The organism is Skermanella sp. TT6 (assembly GCF_016653635.2).
Taxonomy (GTDB): domain Bacteria; phylum Pseudomonadota; class Alphaproteobacteria; order Azospirillales; family Azospirillaceae; genus Skermanella; species Skermanella cutis.
Map to the genome: position 1 here is coordinate 2,182,903 of NZ_CP067420.1, position 26,237 is coordinate 2,209,139.

25 protein-coding genes are annotated in these 26,237 nt (G+C 67.3%); 17 read left to right on the top strand and 8 right to left on the bottom strand.

Annotated elements, in window-relative coordinates:
- Positions 1-20 precede the first annotated feature (20 nt).
- Positions 21-209 carry a hypothetical protein gene (locus IGS68_RS10295; RefSeq protein WP_201079611.1) on the bottom strand — a complete coding sequence of 63 codons (189 nt, stop codon included), beginning with the start codon at positions 207-209 and terminating at the stop codon, positions 21-23.
- Positions 210-645: 436 nt separating this feature from the next.
- On the opposite strand from IGS68_RS10295, the gene IGS68_RS10300 reads away from it, so the two are divergent.
- Together IGS68_RS10300 and IGS68_RS10305 are read left to right on the top strand one after the other, a co-directional pair.
- Positions 646-1,068, top strand: a complete 423-nt coding sequence (locus IGS68_RS10300; protein WP_201079613.1) for a PAS domain-containing protein — start codon at positions 646-648, stop codon at positions 1,066-1,068.
- A gap of 395 nt (positions 1,069-1,463) precedes the next feature.
- On the top strand, positions 1,464-3,329 hold the full coding sequence (locus tag IGS68_RS10305; RefSeq protein ID WP_247881365.1) for an NYN domain-containing protein: 1,866 nt from the start codon (positions 1,464-1,466) through the stop codon (positions 3,327-3,329).
- A 59-nt stretch (positions 3,330-3,388) separates the two neighbouring features.
- Here IGS68_RS10305 and IGS68_RS10310 read toward each other — a convergent pair whose 3' ends face one another.
- Complete coding sequence (locus IGS68_RS10310) at positions 3,389-4,396, bottom strand: glycosyl transferase family protein (protein ID WP_201079617.1); 1,008 nt, start codon at positions 4,394-4,396, stop codon at positions 3,389-3,391.
- Between the two features lie 273 nt (positions 4,397-4,669).
- Between IGS68_RS10310 and IGS68_RS10315 the strand changes: the two genes are divergently transcribed.
- Positions 4,670-4,897: a hypothetical protein gene (locus IGS68_RS10315; protein ID WP_201079619.1), complete on the top strand. Its 228-nt coding sequence runs from the start codon at positions 4,670-4,672 to the stop codon at positions 4,895-4,897.
- 67 nt (positions 4,898-4,964) lie between these two features.
- Here the strand turns inward: IGS68_RS10315 and IGS68_RS10320 are convergent, their stop codons facing one another.
- Genes IGS68_RS10320 through ptsP form a run of 3 tightly spaced genes read right to left on the bottom strand, consistent with a single transcriptional unit; the run spans position 4,965 to position 10,418 of the window.
- Positions 4,965-6,845 (bottom strand): PTS fructose-like transporter subunit IIB, encoded by a 1,881-nt coding sequence (locus tag IGS68_RS10320; protein ID WP_201079621.1) that lies wholly within the window; start codon positions 6,843-6,845, stop codon positions 4,965-4,967.
- Between the two features lie 33 nt (positions 6,846-6,878).
- Positions 6,879-7,895: a 1-phosphofructokinase gene (pfkB, locus tag IGS68_RS10325; RefSeq protein ID WP_201079623.1), complete on the bottom strand. Its 1,017-nt coding sequence runs from the start codon at positions 7,893-7,895 to the stop codon at positions 6,879-6,881.
- A gap of 3 nt (positions 7,896-7,898) precedes the next feature.
- The gene (gene ptsP / locus IGS68_RS10330; protein ID WP_201079625.1) at positions 7,899-10,418 is read right to left on the bottom strand and encodes a phosphoenolpyruvate--protein phosphotransferase; all 2,520 of its coding nucleotides are present in this window, start codon (positions 10,416-10,418) and stop codon (positions 7,899-7,901) included.
- A 92-nt stretch (positions 10,419-10,510) separates the two neighbouring features.
- On the opposite strand from ptsP, the gene IGS68_RS10335 reads away from it, so the two are divergent.
- Positions 10,511-11,236, top strand: a complete 726-nt coding sequence (locus IGS68_RS10335) for a DUF1194 domain-containing protein (protein ID WP_201079627.1) — start codon at positions 10,511-10,513, stop codon at positions 11,234-11,236.
- 48 nt (positions 11,237-11,284) lie between these two features.
- On the top strand, positions 11,285-12,556 hold the full coding sequence (locus tag IGS68_RS10340) for a glycosyltransferase family protein (protein WP_201079629.1): 1,272 nt from the start codon (positions 11,285-11,287) through the stop codon (positions 12,554-12,556).
- Positions 12,557-12,561: 5 nt separating this feature from the next.
- Here IGS68_RS10340 and IGS68_RS10345 read toward each other — a convergent pair whose 3' ends face one another.
- Entirely contained in the window at positions 12,562-13,062 is a 501-nt protein-coding gene (locus IGS68_RS10345) for a hypothetical protein (protein ID WP_206379354.1), read from the bottom strand.
- 664 nt (positions 13,063-13,726) lie between these two features.
- On the opposite strand from IGS68_RS10345, the gene IGS68_RS10350 reads away from it, so the two are divergent.
- From IGS68_RS10350 to IGS68_RS36165, 8 genes are all read left to right on the top strand, one after another.
- Positions 13,727-15,010: an ABC transporter ATP-binding protein gene (locus IGS68_RS10350; RefSeq protein WP_201079633.1), complete on the top strand. Its 1,284-nt coding sequence runs from the start codon at positions 13,727-13,729 to the stop codon at positions 15,008-15,010.
- A 113-nt stretch (positions 15,011-15,123) separates the two neighbouring features.
- Positions 15,124-15,435 carry a twin-arginine translocase TatA/TatE family subunit gene (gene tatA, locus IGS68_RS36295; RefSeq protein WP_201079635.1) on the top strand — a complete coding sequence of 104 codons (312 nt, stop codon included), beginning with the start codon at positions 15,124-15,126 and terminating at the stop codon, positions 15,433-15,435.
- Positions 15,436-15,539: 104 nt separating this feature from the next.
- Positions 15,540-16,067, top strand: a complete 528-nt coding sequence (gene tatB, locus IGS68_RS10360; RefSeq protein ID WP_201079637.1) for a Sec-independent protein translocase protein TatB — start codon at positions 15,540-15,542, stop codon at positions 16,065-16,067.
- Positions 16,064-16,864, top strand: a complete 801-nt coding sequence (gene tatC, locus IGS68_RS10365) for a twin-arginine translocase subunit TatC (RefSeq protein ID WP_201079639.1) — start codon at positions 16,064-16,066, stop codon at positions 16,862-16,864. Before tatB ends, tatC begins: the two co-directional genes overlap by 4 nt.
- Before the next feature lie 134 nt (positions 16,865-16,998).
- Entirely contained in the window at positions 16,999-18,273 is a 1,275-nt protein-coding gene (serS, locus tag IGS68_RS10370; RefSeq protein ID WP_201079641.1) for a serine--tRNA ligase, read from the top strand.
- On the top strand, positions 18,266-19,048 hold the full coding sequence (gene surE / locus IGS68_RS10375; protein WP_201079643.1) for a 5'/3'-nucleotidase SurE: 783 nt from the start codon (positions 18,266-18,268) through the stop codon (positions 19,046-19,048). The genes serS and surE overlap by 8 nt, the downstream gene beginning before the upstream one ends.
- A complete protein-coding gene (locus IGS68_RS10380) occupies positions 19,045-19,710 on the top strand; it encodes a protein-L-isoaspartate(D-aspartate) O-methyltransferase (protein WP_201079645.1) in 666 nt (221 codons plus the stop codon). Before surE ends, IGS68_RS10380 begins: the two co-directional genes overlap by 4 nt.
- Before the next feature lie 5 nt (positions 19,711-19,715).
- Complete coding sequence (locus tag IGS68_RS36165; protein WP_201079647.1) at positions 19,716-21,065, top strand: peptidoglycan DD-metalloendopeptidase family protein; 1,350 nt, start codon at positions 19,716-19,718, stop codon at positions 21,063-21,065.
- Here IGS68_RS36165 and IGS68_RS10390 read toward each other — a convergent pair.
- Entirely contained in the window at positions 21,022-21,897 is an 876-nt protein-coding gene (locus tag IGS68_RS10390; RefSeq protein WP_201079649.1) for an ATP-binding protein, read from the bottom strand. The two genes, IGS68_RS36165 and IGS68_RS10390, sit on opposite strands and share 44 nt — an antisense overlap.
- Before the next feature lie 227 nt (positions 21,898-22,124).
- Between IGS68_RS10390 and yajC the strand changes: the two genes are divergently transcribed.
- The 4 genes from yajC to IGS68_RS10410 are packed head-to-tail and all read left to right on the top strand — an operon-like array spanning position 22,125 to position 25,544.
- Positions 22,125-22,577 carry a preprotein translocase subunit YajC gene (gene yajC, locus IGS68_RS10395; protein ID WP_201079651.1) on the top strand — a complete coding sequence of 151 codons (453 nt, stop codon included), beginning with the start codon at positions 22,125-22,127 and terminating at the stop codon, positions 22,575-22,577.
- A 29-nt stretch (positions 22,578-22,606) separates the two neighbouring features.
- A complete protein-coding gene (gene secD, locus IGS68_RS10400; protein WP_201079653.1) occupies positions 22,607-24,181 on the top strand; it encodes a protein translocase subunit SecD in 1,575 nt (524 codons plus the stop codon).
- A gap of 12 nt (positions 24,182-24,193) precedes the next feature.
- A complete protein-coding gene (secF, locus tag IGS68_RS10405) occupies positions 24,194-25,138 on the top strand; it encodes a protein translocase subunit SecF (protein ID WP_201079655.1) in 945 nt (314 codons plus the stop codon).
- A gap of 31 nt (positions 25,139-25,169) precedes the next feature.
- Complete coding sequence (locus IGS68_RS10410) at positions 25,170-25,544, top strand: Mth938-like domain-containing protein (protein ID WP_201079657.1); 375 nt, start codon at positions 25,170-25,172, stop codon at positions 25,542-25,544.
- A gap of 54 nt (positions 25,545-25,598) precedes the next feature.
- Here IGS68_RS10410 and IGS68_RS10415 read toward each other — a convergent pair whose 3' ends face one another.
- Positions 25,599-26,198 (bottom strand): superoxide dismutase, encoded by a 600-nt coding sequence (locus IGS68_RS10415; RefSeq protein ID WP_201079659.1) that lies wholly within the window; start codon positions 26,196-26,198, stop codon positions 25,599-25,601.
- Positions 26,199-26,237: the final 39 nt, after the last annotated feature.

The window sequence follows — 26,237 nt, forward strand, 5'->3', positions numbered from 1 at the left end:
CCGGACCGGCGGCCCGGGGCTCAGAGAAGCTTTTCGATCCGCTTCGGCGGGCTGGGCTCGGAACGTGTGGCGGCCGGCATGTATGCCTCGCGCGGGGCCGGCTTGCCGGCAACATCGGCGCGGACCGCGGTCGGCCAGGGGTCGCCGACCGCCGCCTGTTCCACGGCACCCGCTGCGTAGCCGAAGGAGCACGCCAGTACGACAGCCAATGTCCTGATCGTCCGAAGCCCTGCCGTTTCAGTCGTTTGAACGCACATATATCGTGTCCCGCTTGATCCGGTCTTGACTCAACAATCGAAATTCGGATTCGTGGCGAGTCGAGACAATAGAGCGAATCATCTCACCGGACAGGGGCCATGGCTGTGATTACGGTCATAGTACCGAAGGAGGAAAATTGCACAATCTTGACTCGTCGATACCGAGTCTGGACTAGGTAGGGTTTTGTACCGTAATTATATTTATCTATAAGGGTTCAAGGGAAAATGCCTGACCAATGCGTGTTCGGAAGCGTAGGGATAAGCTGATCCGATACGCGTGAAGCTGAGGTGAAGTTTGATCGGTGTCTGGGCAGAGTATGCCAGGAGCAGTCTCGAGGATTTTCCGGCGGTTTCGTCGCCTCTCGTAGCGGAAGCCTGGACCTACTGGATGGCCAAACGCGGCGACCGCCGCATGCCGTCACGGGCCGACATCGATCCGGTGGAGATTCCACGCCTCCTGTCGTCCACGGCACTGGTCGAGGTGCTGCGCGATCCCCTGGACTTCCGCTTCAGGCTGCTGGGCACGGCGATCGACAGGATCACCTCCAGGAACCTCCGCGGGCTCCGCTTCTCCGAGCTGCCGTTCCTGATCCCTGGCAACAAGGGATGGACGGATTATGAGTATGTCGCGACCACAGGCCGGCCTCTGCTCACCGACCGTCCCTATGTCGGGCAGAGCAAACTCGTCGTCCGGCTGACGGACAGCCTGTTCCCGTTGTCGGACGACGGCGAAACGGTGAACATGGTCTGGAGCTTCCTGGATATCTGGCAGGTGCCCCCCCGCGAGCGGTCCTGGAACGGGATCGCGTGACGACCAAAAAAGAGCCCCGCAGCGGATGACGCGCGGGGCCCAAGTCTACAAGGAAGAACCGCACCGAGTATGGCGCCCGCACACTATGGCCCTGGATTGGTTGATTAAACGTTAACCATAATATTCCTTGTCCTCCGGCCGACGACCATCCCGTGAGCGCGCTCTCGCACGTTCCTCTCCGCCGCTACCGCAGCGGAAGGCGCACCGATTACGGATTATTAAACTAAATCCCGCGAAATACGTATCGGCCGATTCCCATCGGGGACCGGGAAGGCCGACGCCATCGCGAAGCGAAGGCGGCGGCAAAGCGGGGAGCAGGCGCGTTGCAGGATTCCGGTCGTATAAAGACAGCTGTCTTCGTCGATTTCGATAACGTCTACATCAACCTCTTGAATGTGAATCCTCAGTCGGCCGAGCGTTTCGCGACCGATCCGCTTCGCTGGCTCAGGTGGCTCGAAAGCGGCGCTTACGAGGGAAATCCTCACGCGGCCCGTCGCGCGATCCTTATCCGCCGCTGCTACCTGAACCCGACCGCCACCGGATTCGGCAACTATCGGGCCTATTTCAGCCGGAATGCGTTTTCGGTCATCGACTGCCCACCCGTCACGTCGCGCGGCAAGAACAGCGCCGACATCGTGATGGTGATGGACATCCTGGACACCCTGACCCACACGACCCGAATCGACGAATTCATCATCCTGTCCGCGGATGCCGATTTCACTCCGGTCCTGCTGAGGCTGCGCGCCCACGACCGGCGCACCGCCATCTGGAGCAGCCGGTTTTCCGCCGCGGCGTACCGCGCCGCTTGCGACTCCGTGATCGACCAGAACGTCTTCGTCGAGGAGGCCCTGGGAATAGAGGCGCGTTCCGCCTTCGGGTCCTCGGCGGCGCCGATCCCGACCTCCGGCGGGCGCGGCGATGGCTATGCGGCCCTCCTGCCCAGCGTCGCCGGGGCGCTGGCCGAACAGGCGCGTTCCAGCGGACCGGTCGCCAGCCGGGACGTGCACGAGGTGCTGCGCAGGTTTCCCCAGTTCACCAACAGCTCCTGGTTCGGCTTCGGCAACCTGCGTTCCCTGGTCGAACAGCTCTGCGGCCTGTTGCCCGGCCTGGAACTGAGGGCGATCGGCGAAGCGGACTGGCGGGTGGAATGGAAGGGTGCCGGACCGTCCGCCGCCGGATCGCCCGCCGGGCAGGATCTGGCGGCATTGGACGACGCGGCCTTGAAAAGCCGCATCATGGCGGCCGTGCGTGCCGAGCTTTCGGCGTCGGACAGACCCGTAGCCCTTGCCACCTTGGGGCAGACGGTCACCCGCACCATGGGCCATTGGGTCAAGGAGCAGCGCCAATGGGCGGGGCATGGCACCCTGAAGGCGCTGATCCTTGCCAACGGCGGTCCGGATATCGGCATCGATACCACCGGCACCGGCTTCGCGTTCGACCGCTCGCGGCACAGGCCGCCGGCGTTACCCGACGCCGGCGTTCAGCCGACCGAAACGGAGGCCGAGGAACTCCAGGACTTCATCGGGCGTATCGCCTCGATCACCGACATGCCCCCCTTGCCGGCAGCCACCTATGGCAAGCTGTTCCGCGCCATCGGGCAGGCCCTGGAACGGGAGCCTTATCAGGATCAGCTGGCCCTCGAAGGGCAGGTCTCGGCGATCTGCGCGGAGGGGGGCGTCGATGTGGACAAGGCGGCGATCTCCTACGTCGTTACCGGCTTGGCCATGTCGGACTTCAACTTCACCGAGGACGAGGCGGATCCGGGCGCGATAGCCCGCTTCTTCATGCGGAACGCCATCGAGACCTGCGCCAACGCGCAGCTGACGCTGAGCGACCGCGACCACGCCCTCTTCGCGATATGGCTGACCGGAGCGACCTGGGGCGACCTGCAGCCGGGGAGACGAGGCGCGGGTGGCTCGGCGTCGTCATCGTCCCCCGCCGGCATCGACTTCTCTACGTTGATCCGGGAGGTCGCGGACCGGGTGCTCGATGAGGTGACGGGGAAGGGAACCCTCACGGGTCTCGACCTCGTCAGTATCGTCAGGCAGGTGAATACCTGGGGCGACCGCTCATGGTTCGGCTGCGGCAACCTCCGGATCCTGGTCGAGAGGATCATCGATCTCCACCCCGAGATGATGGTCACGCAGCCTCCCGGCCAGCCCTGGCGCTTCGTCCTGAAAAGCGGGGAGGCTGCGGATTCCGGCGCAGCCCCCCATCCGGAGCCGATGGAGGAGAAGCCGGGGCCGCTGCTCACGGTATGAACCCGGCCTCGCCATCGGTTACGTGCCGGATGGCTGTTTCCCCGACGATGCCTGGGAAGTCAGGTGCGGAACCGGTCTGGAGACCGCGACTGCCACAGCCGCTCGGCCAGTGCCTCGGCTTCCTCGATCGACGCGGCTCGGCCGATGGCCTTCAGGCCGACGGCTGCGGTCGCGATGACCGCCTGCTCGGCGACCGGATTGTCCAGTTCTCCCGCCCACAGCAGGGCGGGGTGGCGGGGATCCAGGTCCTCGGCGCGCCACTGGTAGGTCGTCTCCATCCGTTCGGCGAGCCGGGGAGCCCAGAACTCCTCCGCCGCCTGCCCGTCCTCCACGGTCGCGACCACGCACTCCTTCAAGGGGGAACGCTGCGCCTCGCCGCCGATGCCCTTGAAAATGGCGGCGCGGGGCTGGCCCAGGCGGATCGCGATCTCCTGGTGCAGCGGGCGGTAGGGCGGGTGGAAGACGCTCTGGATCTGGGCGGGGGCGTCCAGCGGATTGATGTCCCGGGCGAAGGTGTTCACCGCGGTCCGCACGCCCAGCAGCGGGCGGAGCTGGAACAGCCGCTCCAGTTCGGGACAGAAATCCTGCAGCCTGATATAGGCGAAATTGCCGCTCCGCAGGCTGGCCGCCGCCTCGGCCAGCGATCCGCAGGGCAGGATGCCCAGCCGGGCCAGCGCAGCCGGAGTCGGGGCATACCCTTCCGATCCGCCGTCGATGCCGTGCATCAGCACCTTGACGCCCTCGGCCGCCAGCAGCAGTGCCGACAGGACGAACCAGGGCTGCTGCCGGTGCCGATCGGCGTAGGAGGGCCAGTCCAGGTCGGGAACGATCGCGTCGTCGGGCCGGGCGAGCACCGACTTCGCCGCCCTGACGAATCCGGCCAGCTCGGCTCCGGTCTCTCCCTTGCGCCTCAGAAGCAGCAGGAAGGCGCCGAGCTGGATGGGATCGACCTCGCCGCGCAGGACCATCGCCATGGCCGCCTCGGCTTCGTGCTCCTCCAGGTCGCGGAACAGCTTCGGTCCCTTGCCCAAAGCCCTCGTATATTCGGCGAACGGATGCTCCTGCATACTCGGTGACTTTCCCCGATTTCCATCAACGATACTCTAGCGGACGCGCTGGTGCGGTGCAGCATCTTGTTCGGCAGCCGGCGTCCCGGTGCAGGCGGACAGGGAAGCGCCCGGCATGGGCGGGGCTTGGCACAGCCGATCCCACCACCGTCGGAACGCCGGCCGCGTCTTGATGCGGACTCGGCCTGCGAGTGGTGGGAACGAGCATGGCCGCGGCTCCGTTCCAGATGCGTCAACCGGATTCCCTCCCGACATCACCAAGGAGACGCCCCTATGGCCGAGGACAACCAGGACCAAGCCCGAGAAATGGCTATCGAGGGCATGCAGAAGGCGAAGGCCGGCAAGAATGGCGAAGGCATCGAACTGGTCGAGGAGGCGAAGCGGCTGGACCACGACGCCATCGCGGATATCGCACCCGACAGCGACGATGCCAGCCGGGACGATCCCGAACCGACCCCTCCGGCAACCGACGTGCCCGGATCCCCCGGGCCGCAGGGCTGAGCATCGCGACCGGCGCCGGGCAGCGACACCTGCCCGTCGCCCACGGACCGAAGCCGGCGGCAAGGGATTATGCCGCCTCGGCGCCCAGCGTCGCTTCCGTTCCCGGCTTCTTGAAGACGATCACCAGCCCGGCGGTCGCCACGGTCCCTATCACGATCGCCAGCGCATAGAGACCGACATTGGTGACCGCGTTGGGGATGCCCAGCACGAAGATCCCGCCGTGGGGTGCCCGCAGCATGCAGCCGAAAAGCATCGACAGGGCACCTGTCAGGGCCGAGCCGACGATGGCGGGCGGGATCACCCGCAGGGGGTCCTTCGCGGCGAACGGGATCGCTCCCTCGGTGATGAAGGAGATGCCCAGCACGCCTGCCGCCTTGCCGGCATCCCGCTCGTCGGGGCTGAAGCGGTTCTTCGCGATCATTGTGGCGAGCGCCAGCCCCAGCGGCGGGGTCATGCCGGCCGCCATGACGGCCGCCATCGGCAGGTAGGTCTCCGAAGCCAGCAAACCCACCGCGAAGGTGTAGGCCGACTTGTTGACCGGCCCGCCCATGTCGACGGCCATCATGCCGCCCAGCAGCAGGCCCAGGAACACCGCGTTGGTCGAGGTCATGCCGCTGAGCCACGTGGTAAGGCCGGACAGGATCGCCGCGATCGGCGTGCCGACCACGTAGATCATCAGCAGGCCGACCGCGACGCTGGCGAGCAGCGGTATGATCAACACCGGCTTCAGCCCCTCCAGGTTCTGGGGCAGCCTGATCCAGCTCCTGAGGTAATAGGCGATGTACCCCGCCAGGAAGCCGGAGGCCAGGCCGCCCAGGAAGCCGGCGCCGATCTGGCTGGCGAGCATGCCGCCGATCAGCCCGGGGGCGAGGCCGGGACGGTCGGCGATGGAAAAGGCGATATAGCCGGACAGGACCGGCACCATCAGGGCGAAGGCGGCCTGCCCGCCGATCTGCATCAGTGCCGCGGCCAGCGAGCCTTCCTCGTTCGCCGCGTCGATGCCGAACATGAAGGACAGCGCGATGGCGAGACCACCCGCGACGACCACCGGGATGGTGTAGGACACGCCCGTCATCAGGTGCTTGTACGGGCCGGTACGTTGCGCCGAGCGCTCCGCCTTCAGCCGCTCGACCTCGCCGGCGAGGTTCCTGCCGACGGCGGGCCGGGCGCCTCCGCCGCCGTCTCCCGGCATCTCGGCCTTCTCGAAGGCGGTCGCGATGACTTCCTTCCCGCCCTTCAGCGCCCTGCCGGTGGAGGTCGAATAGACCCGCTTATTGCTGAAGCGGTCGAGCGCCACGTTCGTATCGGCCGCTATGATCACCACGTCGGCGGCCTCGATCTCCTCCGGGGTCAGGGGATTGCCGGCGCCGACGGAGCCTTGCGTCTCGACCTTGATCTGGTGACCCATGGCGCGGGCGGCCTTGTTGAGCGCTTCCGCCGCCATGAAGGTGTGGGCGATGCCCGTGGGGCACGAGGTGATCGCCACGATCCGCTTCGGCGCTTCCGCCGCGGGGGGCGGCGCGGCGGCCCGCGAGGGCTGCGGTGCCGGCTCGGGAGAGGCGGCCGGGGGAGGTGCGGACCGGCCGGCCTGGGGCTCCGGCGGCACCGTTCCCGGAGACGCCAGCTCGGCGACCGGCGGCAGGTCCCGGTCTCCGGCAGCCTCCCGCAGCAGGCGCGCGGTGTGGCGGATCGCTTCGCCGGGCGTGGCCCGGTGAACGCTCTTGCCTTCGAACCGGCCCTGGTCGTCGGGCTGATCGGTCGCCAGGATCACCACGTCGGCATTGCGGATCTCGACCTCGGACAACCGGTCGCTGGCTCCCTCCGGGCCGAGACGCTCGACGCGGATGTCGTATCCCAGCATGTCGGCCGTGGCTTCCAGCGCTTCGGCCGCCATCGCGGTGTGGGCGGCGGAAGTCCTCGAACCCGTCACGGCGACGACTTTCTTCATGATTCTCTTCTCCAGGCGGCAACGGGAGCGCGGCTATCGGGCGATGACCCGGACATCGATCTCGCCGATGGATTTCTCGATCGTTTCCGGAGGCGGCAGGTGCGGTCCGACGGTCGTCAGCGTGCCGAGCGAGAAGGCGGTCGCCAGCTTGGCGCAGCCTTCCAGGTCCAGGCCGCGCAGCTTGCCCAGGATGAAGCCGGCGACCATGGCGTCGCCGGCTCCCACGGTGCTGCGCACGATGACCGCCGGCGGCCTCACCGCGAGACGGGTCGTGCCTTCGGCGAAGATCGCGCCGTCGGCCCCCATGGAGACGACGACGCAGCCGATGCCGCGGTCGATCAGCTCCTCGATCGCGGTCAGGATCGCCGCCTCGTCGGGAAGCTCGCGGCCGACCAGCTCCTCCAGTTCCTCCAGGTTCGGCTTGATCGCATGAGGCAGCGCGGCGACGCCCTGCGCGAAGGCGGGGCCGCTGGCATCCAGGACGACTTTCTTGCCGCGCCCGCCCAGGTCGGCGACCATATCGGCATAGACCGTATCGGGCGTGCCGGACGGCGTGCTGCCCGACAGCACGAACCAGTCGTGGTCGATCGACAGCGTGTCGATGGCGCCTCGAAGCCAGGTCAGGTTTTCGGCCGAGAAGGCCAGGCCCGGCAGGTTGATGTCGGTGATGCGTTTGCTGGGCGTGTCCAGGATCTTGACGTTGGCCCGGGTACGGCCGGGCACGGTCACGAAACGGTCGGCGATCCCCTTCTCGGCGAAGAAATTCCGGAAGATCTCGATGTTATCGGTGCCAAGGAACCCGGTGACGCTGACCGCGCAGCCGAAATCGGCCAGGAAGGCCGCCACGTTGACGCCCTTGCCGCCGGGATCTGCCTGCTCCCACTCGACGCGGTTCACCTGTCCGGCGGCGAAGTTGGGGATCGAGATCGTCTGGTCGATCGCCGGGTTGAGGGTGACGGTGGCGACGCGCACCGTCGCGTCCGCATCCGAGGCGCCCGTCGCGCGGGTGTCGGCCGAGGTCTCGGTGTCCATGGTCTCCCTGTTGTCCATGGCTCAGGCCGCCTCGCCGGTCAGGGCCCGGACTTCCGAGGCGGCGCTGCATGCCAGTGCACGGCGCGCCAGCTCCTTGGCGTCCTCGTAGGCCATCTCGCGGATCTGCGCCTTCAAGGCCGGGATGTTGGGCACGCCGACGCTCAGCTCGTCCACGTCAAGGCCGATCAGGATCGGGGCGGCGGCGGGATCGGCCGCGAGGTTGCCGCAGACACCGACCCATTTCCCTTCGCCATGGGCCGCGCGCACGGTCTGGTCGACCATCCGCAGCACGGCGGGGTGCAGCCCGTCGGCTTCGCGGGCCAGCGCCGGGTGGCCGCGGTCCATCGCCAGGGTGTACTGGGTCAGGTCGTTGGTCCCGATGGAAAAGAAATCCACCTCGCGTGCCAGCAGGTCGGCCATCACGGCCGACGAGGGCACCTCCACCATGATGCCGACATCGACGTTCGGTCCGTCCACCTCGCGCCGGACCTCCTCGACCAGGGCACGGCCGCGCCGGAACTCATGCACGGAGGTGATCATGGGGAACATGATCTTGATCTCCCCGTGCGAGGCGGCGCGCAGGATCGCGCGGAGCTGGCTGCGGAACAGGTCCGGCATCGAAAACGACAGTCGGATGCCGCGCTGGCCGAGGAACGGATTGTCCTCGTGCGCCATCGAGATGTAGGGCAGCGGCTTGTCGCCGCCCGCGTCCAGCGTGCGGACGATCAGGGGCAGCCCGCCGAGCGATTCGGCCATCGCGCGGTAGGCTTCGTACTGCTCCTCCTCGCTGGGCGGGTCGGTACGGTCCTGGAAAAGGAACTCGGTTCGCAGCAGCCCGACCGCCTCGCCCCCGGCATTGACCGCCCGTTCCGCTTCGGGCACCGCGCCGATGTTGGCGGCGATCTCCACCCGGTGGCCGTCCACGGTGATCGCCGGGCGATAGGCCGCTTCCAGTACCACGGCGCGCCGCTGGCCGGCGCCGTGCTGCGCCTGCCGGGCCCGTTCCAGCCGTTCCGCGTCGGGGTCGGGCAGGACCGTCCCGCGCGAGCCGTCCAGGACGGCGGTAACGCCGCTTGCCAGCTCCAGCACCTGATGCCCGGCTCCGACCACCGCCGGGATGTCCAGCGAGCGGGCCAGGATCGCGGTGTGGGAGTTGGGACCGCCCAGAGCCGTCAGGATGCCCTTGACCAGGTCGGGATCGAGGGACGCCGTGTCGGACGGCGTCAGGTCTTCGGCGACCAGGATGATCTCGTGGTCGGGGAGGGTGGTCGCCTCCGCCTCGTTGCGTCGGACCAGAAGGCGCATCACCCGGGCGCCGACGTCGCGCAGGTCGTTGGCGCGGCCGGCCAGCAGCGGATCGCTGAGGGCGGCCAGATCGTTCGCCCGCTCATCGATCGTCTCGCGCCAGGCGAAGGCCGCGCTCTCTCCCCCGTCGATGCGGTGGTGGACCGCATCGACCAGATCGGGGTCTTCCAGGAACTCCCTGTGGGCGGCGAAGATCCGGGCCTCCATCTCGCCGGCCCGGCGTCCGACGGTGCGGTGAAGCTCCTCCAGCTCGGCACCGGCCCGGTCGACCGCATGGTCGAAGTCCGAATGCTCGGCGGCCGCGTCGACGGCGTGCTGGTCCAGGACTTCGTCCGCCTGCTTGCGCAGCTGGTGGAGCGGTGCGATCGCGATCCCGGGAGCCGCCGCGACGCCGCGGATCAGCCCCGGCTCGTCCGGCGCCGCCTCGGGCGGGAAGGACTCGGGCCGGCCGACCTGCACCGCGGGTTCCGGTGCCGCGTGGGCCGCCTCGTCCTCCTCGCCCAGGCCCGTCTCCACGGCTTCCCGAAGCGTCTGCAGGGCCTTGGCCGCGTCCGGGCCGTCGGCGGTGATGCTGATGATGCCGCCGCGCTCGACGCCGAGCCGGAGCATGGACACCATGCTCTTGCCGTTGGCGGTCTTGCCCGCGTGGCTGACCCGGATATCGGAATTGAACTGCTTGGCCAGCGACACGAAGACCGAGGCCGGCCGGGCGTGCAGGCCCGTGCCGCCAGTGACTTCGACGTCCACCCGCTGTCCGGCGCCCAGGATCGGGGGGGAAGGGGCCGGGGCCGCGGGCGCTTCGGCCGACCGCGCGGGGTCGAGCGCCGCCGCGATTTCGTTGACGTCCTGGGTGCGGGCGAGCCGCATCACCGTCGCCTCGTCCTCCAGCACGTCGGTCAGCTTCTGCAGCACGCCGATATGCTCGTCGGAGCGGGCCGCGATCCCCACCACCAGATACACGACCTCGCCGGGATTCCACTCGACCCCGTAGGGCAGCTGCAGGACCGACAGGCCCGTGTGCTGGATCAGCTCACGGTCCTGCGGCAAGCCGTGGGGAATCGCGATGCCGTTGCCCAGATAGGTCGCGGTGACCGTCTCGCGGCGCATCATGCTGTCGACATAGCCGGGCTGGATGTAGCCGCCGTCGACCAGGATGGCGCCCGCCTGGCGTATGGCGTCCGCCTTGTCCGCGGCATGGGCGCCTATCCGCACATTCTCCGGTCCCAAGCTGACCATTCGGCTTTCCTTTTAGGGCATCAGACTCAAACTAACTAACCCGATGCCGGAGAAAGCGTTGCAATCGTCGGGTTGGCATTGGGGGGAACAGGATGAAGGTGCTTGCTCTGCTGAGCGGCTTCGCCGGGCTGCTGGCGTTATCCGGAGTGGCGGCCCGGGCGGAGGTTCCGGTGGACCTGGAACTGGTGCTCGCCGTTGACGTCTCCGGCTCGGTCAACGAGGAGGACGCCCATCTCCAACGCAACGGCTATGCCCGCGCCATCAACGACAGGCGGGTGGTCGAGGCGATCCAGGGCGGCGCGCTGGGCCGGATCGCGGTGACCTATGTGGAATGGGCCGACGACAAGCTGCAGCGCACCGTGGTCGACTGGCGGGTGATCGACGGTCCGGCGAGCGCCAGGGCCTTCAGCCGGGACTTGGCGGGCGGCCCGACCGTTACCGAGTCCCGAACCTCGATCAGCGCCCTGATCGACCACTGCGTCCGCCTGTTCGAGTCGAACGGGTTCGAGGGAACGCGGCAGGTGATCGACATCTCCGGCGACGGGGAGAACAATGTCGGCCGTCCGGTCACGCTCGCCCGCGACGATGCCGTCCGGGCCGGCATCATCATCAACGGGCTGCCGATCCTGCGCGCGGGCCTGCTGCCCTGGGCCGAGGACCGCGACCGGCGGCGCCACCTGGATCTCTATTTCCAGGAGAACGTGATCGGCGGGCCCGGCTCGTTCGTCGTCGTCGCCAGGGATCCTTCGAGTTTCGCCGACGCGATCATCGCGAAGCTGCTGAGGGAGATCGCGGCCCTGCCGGAACCTGTGCCCTGACCCGGTGTTCGGAGATCCTGACAGGGCTTCGGAGCGCGGATCGCCGGCATGGGTATCGATAGGTGCGGGAACGTCGGGCGGTTCCTGCTGATCTGCGGCGCTTTCCTCGTGCCGGTCTGGGGCTACACGGCCACCTCCGCGGTCACCTGGATGCGGACGCTGGATTTGGAGACGTTCCGGACCGCGGCCGACGTCTGGGGTTACCTGGCGGGGTTGCGCACCGGAATCCCTCCCGTGCTCTCGACCCTGGAACTGCTGTGGTGGGTCAATTTCCGCGACCTGACCCTGTTCTCCGACCTCCTGTATCCGCTGACAGTGGCATCGGCCTTCGCGCTGGCCGTGCTGATCCAGCCGGAACGGTTCCGGTTGCGGGCGGCGGTGCTGATCCTCGGACTGTTCCTGGCGCACCGGGGAGTGGCGGTCCACGCCGGAAACCCGGCGAACTACGACCCCCTCTTCGCCCTGCTGACTCTCGGCTATTTCCTCCTGGTCCGGGCTTGGCTGCGGGATCGGCGGCCGGGCAGGCTGGCGGCCGCCGGGCTGTGCCTCTCGCTGCTGGAACTGACCCGGCCCTTCATGATCTTCCTGCTGCCGCTGTTCCTGGCGGTGGAGGTCCATCGAATTGCCAGGACGGCACCGGGAAGGGCAGGGGCCCTGGCCGCTTTCCTCATTCCCGTGGCGATCCTCTCGGGCGGATGGCACCTGCATGTCTGGCTGGCCCATGACCATCAGATCGCCTGGACCAACGTTTCAGGTTTCAACCTCCAGCGCGCCTGGGAGGATTTCGACCCCGACATACGGTCCGCCCGCCGCCTTGAGGAATTGCCGCGCGTCCGGGAAGGTGCCGACGAACTCTGGGCCGACCTGAACACGTCCGAGGTGTACAGGGAGAGCGAGGCGCTCAAGTCGCTGATCGTCGCGAGGATCCTGGAGGATCCGGTCCGCGCCGCGGGCCACGTGCTGGACCGCCTCGCGGTTTTCGCCAGCGCGCCGACGCGGATGTACGACCGGGATCCCCAGGGAATCGGAATCCTGGCCTACCGGGGCGTCGTGACGGTATTGCTCCTGACCATGGCCGGCTATGCCGCAGTCGGGGCCGCCGTGCTGATCCGCCGCGGGTGCTGGCCCTGGCTCGACCAACGCTGGTGGTTGGCTGCCTCGACGCTGCTCGTCGTGATCCTGGTATCGATCGGCGAAAGGGGCGAGGAGGGGCGCTTCATCTTCTCCATCCTGCCGATGCTGCTGGCTGTCGGCGGGTTCGCGCTCGCATCCGTCCCGAACTCGGGCCGTGCGGGGAAATCCCGCCCGGTATCGTCCTAGGCCTTTCAGAAATGCGGCCAGACGGTGTTTCGGCCATCGGATCGCGCCTCTTCGCGGTGGTGTACGAGCGAAGCGACGATGTCCCAGACCTTCGCCATATGGGCTTCCTGGATGTTGGAGATCCTGCTGTTCCTGGGGCGCCACTGCTTCGAGTGAACCGCCTCGGCGATCCGATGCCTGCCGTGCCGCATGATCTCCTTCGCGGACTCGTCCACCGCCTTCACGAAGGAATCGAGAACGGCGTTCTCGATCGCCGCATTGTCGTTGACGGTGAAATTGGCAACGGGAATCGGAAGCTGATCGGAACTCAGCTGGGATGGCGCCGGTATCCCGCGCCCTCCTTCCAGCCGGAACCAGATGGTGTCCATCAGGCATCTTCGGCCGACGTCTAAAGGATTGTCCTTTTCCAATCTTCCCGCGGCGATCGCTTCCTCGAAATCAGGAAACTCGATTACGAATATTCCCTCATCAGGATCGTTCTTGACCGTCGCCGGGTACGTAGCCATTGGTTTTCCTGCCTAACGTCATACGACCATAACGTGAAGAATTAGGGTATACCAACTTCGACAAGCTATCAAGATTGGCGCGCGCAATCCAACAACAACCTGTTCCCTTGCGGAATCGGTCTCATCAGGCGATCGAACTTCGCAACGAACTTCGCTATGAGCGCGTCATTGACGTTCAGCCCTCCGATTCCAGGATTAAGGATCACGTGGCAGCTACCTACGGTAAATTGCCTGCCATGGTTCCCGTAGCCGCCGACTGGTTGAACCTTGACCCTTCCAGGTCCGAATGCCGCTTCAAGACACTGCGTCAATCGTTGAACGAAGTCATCAAACGACATCATCGAACCTTGGATCTGATAGTTTTCGGAAATTTTATGCCACTTTGGAGGTTTTCGAGTCAAGGTGTCGCAACCGGCATGTGGTTCGCCAATCGGACTTTCCCCGGAAGGCCGAAAGGCCTTGTAAGGTGCCGCTCGGCGAGACGGATTTCCGGCTGGCCCTCCAGAGCGTATCATGATGACTCCGTCCGACCGTTCCTGCGGTCCATGGGAACCTGCGACAAACGGCCTCCGCCCTGCGACTGGTTTTAAGAACCAATTGCAATCCTGTGCGGGCGTGCCTTAATAGCCGCTTGCGCCCGCCCCCAAAGCAGCGACCGGGACCGATGGATCATTCCTATTTCGACGACCGTACCGCGGCTTCCCGCCCTTCGAGCCTGCGTTCGGCGCTGCGGGCCGCCCTGCGCGGCCGGTCGGCGGCCTGGGTCGGAAAGTCGCCGGCGGGATCCGGTTCCGTCTCTGCCGCGCCCGGTGGTCCCGACATTGCCCAGGCGGCGTCGCACGACGTGGCCGGTCCGGCGCCGAAGCACGCCGCATCGGCGGAGGAGGCGCTCGGCATCGACCATGTGCGGCACCGCTACGGCGGAATGATGGCCGTGGATGATGTCAGCCTCGGCATCGCGCGCGGCGAGATCATGTGCCTGGTCGGTCCCAGCGGCTGCGGGAAATCAACGCTCCTGCGGATCGCGGCGGGGCTGGAGGCGCTCCAGCACGGCACGGTGCGGATCAACGGCAAGGTGGTCGCCGATGGCGATGGCTGCGTTCCGCCGGAACGGCGCGGCGTCGGGCTGGTGTTCCAGGACTATGCCCTGTTCCCGCACCTGTCGGTGATCGACAATGTCCGGTTCGGACTGTCCGGCATTCCGGTGGAGAGCCGGCGCCGCCGCGCCATGGAGACGCTGGAGCAGGTCGGGATGGCTTCCCATGCGGACCATTTCCCCCATGCCTTGTCCGGCGGGCAGCAGCAGCGCGTGGCGCTGGCCCGCGCGCTGGCACCCAATCCTGCGGTCCTTCTGCTCGACGAGCCGTTCTCCGGCCTGGACGCCCGCCTGCGCGAGCAGGTTCGCGACGAGACGCTGCATGTGCTGAAGAAGACGGGGGCGGCCACCATGCTGGTCACCCATGACCCGGAAGAGGCGATGTTCCTGGCCGACCGGATCGCCCTTATGCGCGACGGGAAGCTGATCCAGCTCGGCAGCCCGGTCGATCTCTACACATGCCCGGCCGATGGTTTCGCCGCGCAGTTCTTCGGGGAGGTCAACCGGATCGCCGGCCGGGTACGCGGCGGCGCGGTCGACACTCCTGTCGGCCGGGTGCCCTGCGACCTGCCCGAAGGAGCCGCGGCGGAGGTGCTGATCCGTCCCGAGGCGCTCCGGCTTGCCGCGCCGGAAGCTGCCGCAGGCGCCCGCGTTCCCAATCTCGGCCGCGTGATGGCGGCCCGGCTGCTCGGCCGGACAAGCCTGATCCATCTCGACGTGCCGGACGGCGGCCAGGGTCGCCATCTGCACTCCCGGATGCCCGGCCAGTTTCTTCCGCCCGAGGATTCGCACGTGGCAATCACGCTGGACCTCCGGCAAGCCTTTGTATTTCCCGCCAAAGATCCGACATAAACAGTTGTGATATCCCGGGGCGCTTTGATCCCCCGGATCGTTGCGGTCGGTTTGGCTTTCTGCCAATATCGCGCCGCAGCGCGCACCCACGAGCGGACTTTGGAGATTTCTCAATGAGTATCGGTATTTGGCAGGTGGTCCTGATCCTCGTGATCGTCCTGATCATTTTCGGAGCCGGCAAGCTGCCGAAGGTGATGGGCGACGTCGCAAAGGGGGTCAAGAACTTCAAGTCCGGCCTGAAGGACGACGACGATGACGGCGTCGCCGACCAGCCCAGGGTTATCGACAGCCACGCCACGACCCAGCCGGTCCAGCACCCGGTCCACGCCGCGCCGGCCCAGCCGATGGCTCCCGTTCCGCCGGCCGGAACGCCGACAGTGGATCACACCACCACGGTCAGGAAGGACGAAACGGCCAAGACCTGAGCGGTCCTGGCAGAGCGTCCGCAAAGCGCTTGGCAGCAGTACCATGTCGCACGCCGTCCCGCCTTTGGTAGCGGGTCCCTTCCGCCGTCCCTGGACGATCCGTAATGCTTGATATTGGCTGGTCCGAACTGCTCGTCATCATGGTGGTGGCGCTGCTCGTCATTGGGCCCAAGGACTTGCCCAAGGTCCTGAAGACCGTGGGCATCTGGGTGCGCAAGGCGCGCATGCTGACCCGCGACTTCCAGAACAGCGTGGACGAAATGATCCGCGAGGCCGATCTGGAGGACGTGCGCCGGCAGGCGACCGAACTGCGCAACTTGAACTTGGCGAAGGAGGTGGAGAACACCATCGACCCCTCCGGCTCCCTGCGCAACGCCTTCGATCCCAACGTCACGTCGACCCCGGCTGTCAAGGCCCGTCCGCGCGCGGAGGACGGCTCCGACCCGGAAGCCGAAGCGGACAGGGTGGCCCACCGGGACGCGGACGGGGGTGCGACGGGTCCGGAGTCCAGTCGCCCGCCCGCGCAGCTCCCCGCGGCGGCCGCCGAGCCGCAGCTTCCGGTCGTGCCGGCCGAGCGGAAGACCCCCGAGCCGGCCGTTGTGCCGTCCGATACCTCTGACAAGCGGGCATGACCACCGTGAGTGACGACGGCCTAGACGACAGCAAGATGCCGCTGCTCGATCACTTGATCGAGTTGCGCAACCGGCTGATGTACTCCATAGCGGCAATCTTCGCCGCCTTCCTGATCTGTTACTATTTCAGCGCCGACATCTACGCGTTCCTGGTCCGTCCGCTGGCCGACCTGCTCGGCCACGAAGGCCGCCGCATGATCTATACCGGCCTGACGGAGGCGTTCTTCACCTACGTCAAGGTCGCCTTCTGGGCCGCCATGTTCCTGGCGTTCCCGATCATCGCCAGCCAGCTCTGGATGTTCATCGCTCCCGGCCTCTACAAGCATGAGCGCAACGCCTTCCTGCCGTTCCTGGTGGCCACGCCGATCATGTTCTTCATGGGCGGCGCGCTGGTCTATTACGCGGTCTTCCCGCTCGCCTGGAGCTTCTTCCTGAGCTTCGAGCAGCTGGCGCCCGGCCCCGAGGGGCTGCCGATCCAGTTCGAGGCGCGCGTGGGCGAGTACCTGTCGCTGGTGATGACGCTGATCTTCGCGTTCGGCATCGCCTTCCAGCTTCCGGTGCTGCTGACGCTGCTGGCCCGGGCCGGCATCGTCTCCTCGGAGGCGCTGGCGTCCAAGCGGAAATACGCCATCGTCGTCATCCTGATCGCCGCGGCGATCATGACGCCCCCCGACGTGATCAGCCAGCTCGGCCTCGCCATTCCGCTCTATGCGCTGTACGAAGTCTCGGTGCAGATCGCGCGCGTCATGGAGAAGCAGCGGGCCAAGCGCGACGAGGAAGCCGAAGCGGCAGAGTGAGGGGCCTGGGTGGAAAAGGCCACAGAGTGCGGCGGAATGAGCACAGCCCGCGGCACTCTGGTCCGCACGGCTGGACCGGGGACATGAGGAGCTTTATAAACAACTTCCCGTAACGTCTTCGATCCAGTGGCCTCATGCACGACTTACGCCTGATTCGCGACAATCCCGAAGCTTTCGACCGTGGTTTGGCGAGACGGGGGCTGTCGGCCATGTCGGGTGAAATCCTCGACCTCGACGCCCGCCGCCGCGCCGCCCAGACCGCGCTGCAGGAGATGCAGGCTCGCCGGAACGAGGCCTCCAAGGAGATCGGCAAGGCCAAGCGAGAGGGACGCGGTGCCCAGGACCTTATGGCCGAGGTGGCCGGCCTGAAGGAAGGCATCCAGCAGACGGAGGAGGAGGAGCGGGAAACCGGCGCCGCCCTCGAAACCCTGCTTGCCAGCCTGCCCAACATACCGGCCGACGACGTTCCCGACGGTCCGGACGAAAGCGGCAACGTGGAGCTGCGCCGAGTCGGCGAGCCGCCCCGCTTGAACACGGCGCTGGAGCATTTCGAGCTCGGCGAGAAGCTGGGGATGATGGACTTCGCCGCCGGGGCCAAGCTGTCGGGTGCGCGGTTCACGGTCCTGCGCGGCAAGCTTGCCCGGCTGGAGCGGGCGATCGGCCAGTTCATGCTCGATCTCCACGTGACCGAGCATGGCTATACCGAGGTCATGCCGCCCCTGATGGTGCGCGACGAGGCCGCCTTCGGCACGGGCCAGCTCCCCAAGTTCGCCGAGGATCTGTTCCGCACCACCAGCGGCCATTGGCTGATCCCGACCGCCGAGGTGCCGCTGACCAATCTGGTCGCGGACCGGATCCTCGATCTGGAGGACCTGCCGCTCCGCATGGCCGCCCTGACGCCCTGCTTCAGGTCCGAAGCCGGCGCCGCCGGCAAGGATACTCGCGGCATGATCCGGCAGCATCAGTTCTGGAAGGTCGAGATGGTCAGCGTGACCGGCCCGGACCAGTCGAACGCCGAGCACGAACGCATGACCCAATGCGCCGAGACCGTCCTGCAGCGGCTGGAGCTGCCATATCGCACGATCGCGCTGTGCACCGGCGACATGGGCTTCTCCGCGGCCAGGACCTACGACATCGAAGTCTGGCTTCCGGGACAGAACGCCTACCGGGAAATCTCGAGCTGCTCGACCTGCGGGGATTTCCAGGCTCGCCGCATGAAGGCGCGCTGCCGGCCGCGGGGCGACAAGAACACCCAGTTCGTCCATACGCTCAACGGCTCCGGCGTCGCGGTCGGCCGTTGCCTGATCGCCGTCATGGAAAACTTTCAGCAACCAGATGGGTCCATAATCGTGCCGGAAGCCTTGCGGCCCTACATGGGCGGACTCGATAGGATTGCGGCGGATGCTTAAGGCACCCCTGGACGTTTCGAAGGCCCGGATCCTGCTGTCCAACGACGACGGCATCCATGCGCCCGGCCTGGAGGTGCTTGAGAAGATCGCGCGGTCCCTGTCGGACGACGTCTGGGTGGTGGCGCCCGAAACCGAGCAGTCCGGCGCCAGCCACTCCCTGACCCTGCACCGGCCCCTGCGCATGCGGCAGATGGCGGAGCGGCGGTTCGCGGTGGACGGCACGCCGACCGACTGCGTCCTGCTGGCCATCAACCACATCCTCAAGGACCGCAAGCCCGACCTGGTCCTGTCCGGCGTCAACCACGGCAGCAACCTGGGCGAGGACGTGACCTATTCCGGCACGATCGCCGCCGCGATGGAGGCGACCCTGCTGGGCGTCCCGGCCATCGCCATGAGCCAGCATCTCGATCCGGCCCAGCCGGCGCTGTGGCAGACCGCCCTGCACTGGGGGCCGGAAGTGGTGCGGAAGGCGGTGTCGGTCGCATGGCCCCGCAACGTGCTGATGAACGTCAACTTCCCCAGCGTCGAGCCCGGCGAGGCGCAGGGGATCCATGTGGTGCGCCACGGCCAGCGAAAGGTCGGCGACGACCTGACGGAGCGTATCGATCCGCGCGGGCGGGCCTATTTCTGGATCGGAACCCTTCGGGGCGACGCCGACACGCTGCCGGACACCGACATCGGGGTAGTGATGGACAAGGGCATCTCGATCACGCCCCTGTTCCTCGACCTGACCCATACCCCCACCCTCGATACGCTGAGGACGGTGTTCGCTTGAGCATCGATGCGCGCAAGATCCGCCTGATCATGCAGCTTCGCCGGTCGGGCGTGACCGACACGGCGGTGCTGGCCGTGATCGAGCGCTTGCCGCGCGAAGCGTTCGTCCCGCCGTCTTTCCTCGACCAGGCGTATGAGGACATGGCGCTGCCGATCGGGTCCGGCCAGACGATCAGCCAGCCGCTGGTGGTCGCCATGATGACGCAGGCGCTGGAACTGCATAACCGGCTGAAGGTGCTGGAGATCGGCACCGGCTCCGGCTATCAGGCCGCCGTCCTGTCGCGGCTGACCCGGCGGGTCTACACGATCGAGCGGCACCGTCCGCTCCTGCGCGACGCCGAGGCCCGGTTCCATCAACTGGGGCTGCACAACATCACCACCCGCGCGGGCGACGGCACCAAGGGCTGGCCCGAGCAGGCGCCGTTCGACCGCATCCTGGTGACCGCCGCGGCCGACGGCGCGATACCGCAGGACCTGACCGACCAGCTCGCTGTCGGCGGCGTCATGGTCGTTCCGCTGGGGAACGACCGGCGGGACCAGCGGGTCTATCGCATTCGCCGCACCGAAACCGGCCTGCACAGGGAGGAATTGTGGCCCGTACGGTTCGTGCCCCTGCTTCCCGAACCGGTCCCGGTGCCGGTCGCCCGCCTCCGCACGTCGTGACCGCCATGGGACCGCGGAAGCGACTGGCCCTGTTCGCCGCTCTCGCCATCGCGGGGTGTACCCGCGCCGACGCGCCGGCTCCCGTCTCGATCTACCAGGAGCAGCCGGTACCGTCGGCGCCGGGCATGATCACGGTCGCGCGGGGCGACAATGTCTATGAGATCGCGCGCCGGTACAATGTCCCCATGCGCGAGGTGATAGAGCTCAACGGCCTCAAGCCGCCTTACGGCCTTGCGGTCGGCCAGCGGCTCCGGCTGCCTACGGCCCGGTTCTACACCGTCCAGCGCGGCGACACGATCTCAAGCATCTCGCGCATGCATCGGGTCGGCCTGTCCGAACTGGCGCGGACGAACGGCTTGAAGGAACCGTTCGCGATCAGGGTGGGCCAGCAGCTCCAGCTGCCGGGCGGCCCGGACACGATGGTCGCCCAGGCTCCTGGCGCGGATGTCGGCCAACGGAATGCCCTGGCGGCGGGCCGTGCGCCGGATGCGGCGCCGCGCCCGACCGTCTCGGCGCAGGCGCTGCCGCCTCCCCCGGCCCAGCCGGTGCCGCAACCCGTGCCCCAGACGCAGTATCCGCCCTATTCGCCGCGTCCGGGGTACGGTGCGGTGCAGTCCGGTCCCCTGCCGGCGCCTGCTCCGGAACCGGTCCCCGCGCCGCCGGTCATGGCGGTGCCCGCTCCGGTCCAGCCGGCCCCGATCCCCGTGCCGGCACCGCCGCCGAACGGTCAGGTCGCCGCCGTGGAGCCTCCCCCCGCGCCGGCGGCAGCCCGGCCGGTGCCCCGCATTCCGGTGAAGCCGCCCCAGGCCGCGGTCCCCGCTCCGGCGCCCCCGCCGCCCGCAGCAGTCCCGGCACCGCCCGCGGCCGTTCCTCCCCCGTCCGTGGCGGCCAAGCCGCCCGCCATCGAAACGCCGGAACCGCGCAGTTCCGGCCGTTTCCAGTGGCCGGTCAGGGGCACCATCCTGTCGGAGTTCGGACCCAAGCCGGGCGGTCTTCACAATGACGGCCTGAACATCAGCGCGCCGAAAGGGACGCCCGTCGTCGCGGCCGAGAACGGCGTGGTCGCCTATGCCGGCAACGAGTTGCGCGGCTTCGGCAACCTGCTGCTGATCCGGCACGCGGACGGCTGGATGAGCGCCTACGCCCACCTGGACGAGATGACGGTGGATCGCGGCGCCACGGTGAAGCGCGGGCAGAAGATCGGCACGGTCGGCAGTACCGGCAACGTCTCGTCCCCGCAGCTCCATTTCGAACTGCGCAAGTCCAACCGGGCGATGGACCCGCGCGACCATCTCTCCGGCGAGCGGCGCGTCAGTCGAGACGCTTCCCCAGACGGCCGGCCAAGTCCTGGATGAACTGCCAGGCGACGCGGCCCGACCGGCTGCCGCGGGTCATCGACCACTCGATCGCCTCCGCCCGGAGCTGCTCCCGGCCCATGTCGAGGCCGAAACGATCGGCGTAGCCCTCGACCATCGCGAAGAAGGTCTGCTGGTCGCAGTTGTGGAACCCCAGCCAAAGGCCGAAACGGTCCGACAGCGACACTTTCTCCTCCACCGACTCGTGGGGGTTGATCGCGGTCGAGCGCTCGTTCTCGATCATGTCGCGCGACATCAGGTGGCGCCGGTTCGACGTGGCATAGAACACGACGTTGGCCGGGCGCCCCTCGATGCCGCCGTCCAGCACCGCCTTCAGCGACTTGTACGCGGCGTCGTCATGGTCGAACGACAGGTCGTCGCAGAAGAGGACGAAGCGGCGCTTCGAGGCGCGCAGCAGGTTCAGCAGCTCCGGCAGGGAGGGAATGTCCTCCCGGTGGATCTCCACCAGGGCGAGCATGCCGGGCTTCTCCTCCGACACCGTCGCGTGGACGGCCTTCACCAGGGAGCTCTTGCCCATGCCCCGCGCGCCCCACAGCAGCGCGTTGTTGGCCGGCAGCCCATCGGCGAAACGGCGGGTGTTCTCCAGCAGGGTGTCGCGCTGGCGCATGACCCCTTGCAGGAGCGGCAGCTCCACCCGGTTGACCTGGGGCACCGGGACGAGGCGCCGGCCCTCGGCATGCCAGGTGAAGGCGTCGGCCCCGGACAGGTCCGGCGACGGGGCCGGCGGCGGGGCGAGGCGTTCGAGCGCGCCGGCGATTCGGGCGAGCAGGACGGGCAGGGATGTATCGTCTTTGTCTGAAGCTGTTTGCACTGACCGGGAACCTGACTACATATGCGGTAGGAATGTGGAGCCCGGTCGACCCGACCGGGCCGCATGGGCGGCAAACCCTAGCATAGCTCGGGCGCAGCACAAGACGGGTCGGCCATCCCGGAAGGACTTCCGGACGGCGCGTCAGTCTTGGCCGGTTTCGATTGCAACCCGGGCGCGGGCCGTTATAGTCCCGCGGTCCGCCAAGAATATAACGAGAGGAGCACCGGATGTTCGTATCAACGGCCTATGCACAGGCCGCGGATGGGGCGGGAGCGGCTGGCCTGATGTCGTTTCTGCCGCTGATCCTGATCTTCGTCGTCTTCTATTTCCTGCTGATTCGTCCGCAGCAAAAGAAGCTGAAGGAGCATAAGTCCATGCTCGAGGCTTTGCGCCGAGGCGACCGGGTCGTCACCGGCGGCGGCATCGTCGGCACCATCACGAAGGTCGGCACGGACGATGAGCTGGTGGTCGAGATCGCCGAGGGCGTCCGCGTTCGCGTGCTTCGCTCCACGATCAACATGGTGCTGGCGAAGACCGAGCCCGCCAAGGGCGGCCGGACAGCCGCGGGCACGACGGCCGACGGCAAGGATGCCGAGGCGGTCGAGACGACAGTCGAGCCGGTGCAGGACAACGCCACCGGACCGGCCCGCGGCATCGGCAAGATGTTCGGCCGCAAGTAACAAGACGAAGAGGCAGGTATCTGCAAGCCATGGTTCATTTCGCCAAGTGGAAGATCGTCCTGGTCATCCTTGTCTGTGTTCTGGGGGTGATCTACGCAGCTCCGAACCTGCTCGCACGATCGACCGTGGAGGAAATGGGCCAGGGCCTGCCGAGTTGGCTGCCCACCCGGACCATCAACCTGGGCCTCGACCTCCAGGGCGGCTCGCACCTGCTGCTCGAAGTGCAGGTGGACACCGTCATCACGGAACGCCTGAACGGCCTGGTGGACAGTGCCCGCACCGCCTTGCGGGAAGCCCGCATCGGCTACACCGACCTGGGCGTCCAGGACGGCGCCGTGACCTTCGCCGTGCGCGACCCGGCGGATCGGGATCGGGCCTACCAACTGGCCCGGGGGCTCGACAGCGACCTCGCGGTGGAGAGCGGCGAAGGCGGCAGGATAAACGCGCGCCTGACCGAGGCCGCGGTCGAGGCGCGCAAGCGGTCGGCGGTCGATCAGTCGATCGAGATCATCCGCCGCCGCATCGACGAGACCGGCACGCGCGAGCCGACCATCCAGCGCCAGGGGGATGACCGCATCCTGGTGCAGTTGCCCGGCCTGCAGGATCCCGAGCGGGTCAAGCGCCTGATCGGCCAGACCGCAAAGCTGAATTTCCGTTTCGTCGACCAATCGGTCAGCGCGGCCGACGCGGCGGCGCGGCGGCTTCCCGCGGGGACCGAGCTATTGCCGTCGGCGGAGGTGCCGGGACAGACCTACGTCGTCAATCGCCGGGTCATCGTCGGCGGCGACACGCTGGTGGACGCCCAGCCGTCCTTCCAGAACAACGAGCCGGTGGTCAGCTTCAGGTTCGATTCGATCGGCGGCCGCCGGTTCGGCGACGCGACCCGCGAAAATGTCGGCCGCCCCTTCGCGATCGTGCTCGACGAGAAAGTGATCAGCGCCCCGGTCATCCGGGAGCCGATCCTCGGCGGCAGCGGGGTCATCTCCGGGAACTTCACGGTCCAGGCGGCCCAGGACCTGGCGCTGCTGCTGCGCGCCGGCGCGTTGCCCGCGCCGCTGACCATCCTGGAGGAGCGGACCGTCGGCCCGGGCCTCGGCGCCGACAGCATCGAGGCCGGCAAGATCGCCAGCATGCTCGGCCTGGTCCTGGTCCTGGTCTTCATGGGCGCTTCATACGGGTTGTTCGGCCTGATGGCCAATGTGGCGTTGGTGTTCAACATCGCCTTGATCTTCGCCGCCCTCTCGGTCCTCCAGGCGACGCTGACATTGCCCGGCATAGCTGGAATCGTGCTGACGATCGGCATGGCGGTGGACGCCAACGTCCTCATCTTCGAGCGGATACGCGAGGAGATGCAGAACGGCCGGAGCCCCGTCGCGGCGATCGACGCCGGCTACAGCCGCGCGCTGACCACCATCATAGACAGCAACCTGACGACGCTGATCGCGGCGCTGCTGTTGTTCAGCCTGGGGTCCGGGCCGGTCAAGGGGTTCGCCGTCACCCTGGCGATCGGCATCCTGACCTCCATGTTCACCGCGATCATGGTCACCCGACTGATGGTGATCACCTGGCTCCGCCGCACCCGGCCGCGCGCCATCCCGATTTGAGGCGGAATACCGATGCGTCCGATACGACTGATACCCGACAACACGAAGATCGATTTCATCGGCCGCCGGCTGATCGCCTTCGCCTTCTCGGCCCTCCTGGTGCTGGGCTCGGTCCTGGTCATCGCCACCCAGGGGCTCAATTTCGGCATCGACTTCCGCGGCGGCATCCTGATGGAGGTCCGCACGGAGGGACCGGCCGATATCGCTTCCATGCGGAACACCCTGTCGGGCCTCGGCGTCGGGCAGGCCACGCTTCAGGAGTTCGGCGGCCCGCGGGACGTCATGATCCGCATTCCTCACCAGGAAGGCGGCGAAGCGGCCCAGATGGCGGCGATCGAGCAGGTGCGCGGTGCCCTCGGGCCGGGCGTCGAGTACCGCAGGACCGAGTTCGTCGGACCGCAGGTCGGCGACGAGCTGATCCGGGCCGGCATCCTGGCGGTGGTCCTGGCGATCGGCGGAATCCTCGCCTATGTCTCGTTCCGGTTCGAGTGGCAGTTCGGCGTGGCCGCGGTCGCGGCGCTCACCCATGACGTGATCGCCACCATCGGCCTGTTCGCGCTGACCCAGATGGAGTTCAGCCTCAGCACGGTCGCCGCGGTGCTGACCGTCGCGGGATACTCCATCAACGACACCGTCGTGGTGTTCGACCGGGTTCGGGAAGACCTGCGCCGGCACAAATCCACCGACCTCCCCACGGTGCTGAACACGGCGATCAACCAGACGCTTGCGCGTACGTTGATCACCAGCGGGACCACCCTGCTGGCGGTGCTGGCCCTGGTGGTGTTCGGCGGCGAAGTGATCCGCGGATTCAGCATCGCCTTGATCTGGGGCATCGGCATCGGGACATACTCGTCGATCTGCGTCGCCGTACCGCTGCTGCTGTATCTCAACGTCCGCCGCGGCCGGTCCGGCGGTGCGGGAAGGAAGGACCAGGCCGCCGCGGCGGGCAGCGCCTGACCGCGGGCGAACGGAACCGAAAGGGACGATCATGGATGTGACGCCGCTGATCCCGGCAGACCGTCAGGTCATCGACGCCTATGGCCCGGGCATCTTCCGAGTCAGCGGTACCCTTTACGAAGGGCCGGTGCTGGTTTTTCCCGACCGTACGCAGGGCTGGCAGGCCGGCAGCTTCGCGGAGCTTTCGGTGGAAAGCTTCAGCGTGATCCGCGGCGCGCAGCCGGCGGTCGAGATCCTTCTGCTCGGTTCCGGTCCCAAGATGGGCCTGCTGCCGTCGAAGCTGCGCCGCGAACTGCGCGAGGCGGGAATCGTCGTGGACGTGATGGAAACGGGAGCCGCCTGCCGCACCTACAACGTGCTTCTGTCCGAGGAGCGCCGCGTCGCCGCCGCTCTCCTGCCGGTCTGACAGGCATGAAAAAAGGGGCCCGCCGGGGCCCCTTTCTTCCGTTCGCAGGGCCGGTCAGGCCTTGCTGTACAGTTCGGCGACGAATTCCCAGTTCACCATGTTGTCCAGGTACGCCTTGAGGTAGTCGGCGCGCCGGTTCTGGTAATCCAGGTAGTAGGAGTGCTCCCACACGTCGCAGCCGAGCAGGGCGGTCTGGCCATGGACCAGGGGGTTCTCGCCGTTCGGGGTCTTGGTGACCTTCAGCTTCCCGCCGTCGACCACCAGCCACGCCCAGCCGCTGCCGAACTGCGTCAGGCCGGCCTGGGTGAAGGCCTCCTTGAACTGGTCGATTCCGCCCAGATCCTCCTTGATCTTGGCTTCCAGCTCACCCGGGATGGCGCCGCCGCCACCCTTCTTCATCATCTGCCAGAACAGCGTATGGTTCCAGTGCTGGCCGGCATTGTTGAAGATGGTCTGCTTGGACGGGTCGCCGTAGGACGCCTTGCAGATCTCCTCAAGCGACTTGTCCGCCAGGGGGGTGTCCTTGATCAGGTTGTTGAGGGTGGTGACGTAGGCCTGATGATGCTTGTCGTGGTGGAACTGCAGCGTCTGCGCCGACATGTAGGGATCCAGCGCATCGTACGCGTACGGCAGCGGGGGAAGTTCAAAGGCCATCGGTTCCTCATTTCGTTTTTTCGGGACACATGCCGCAGC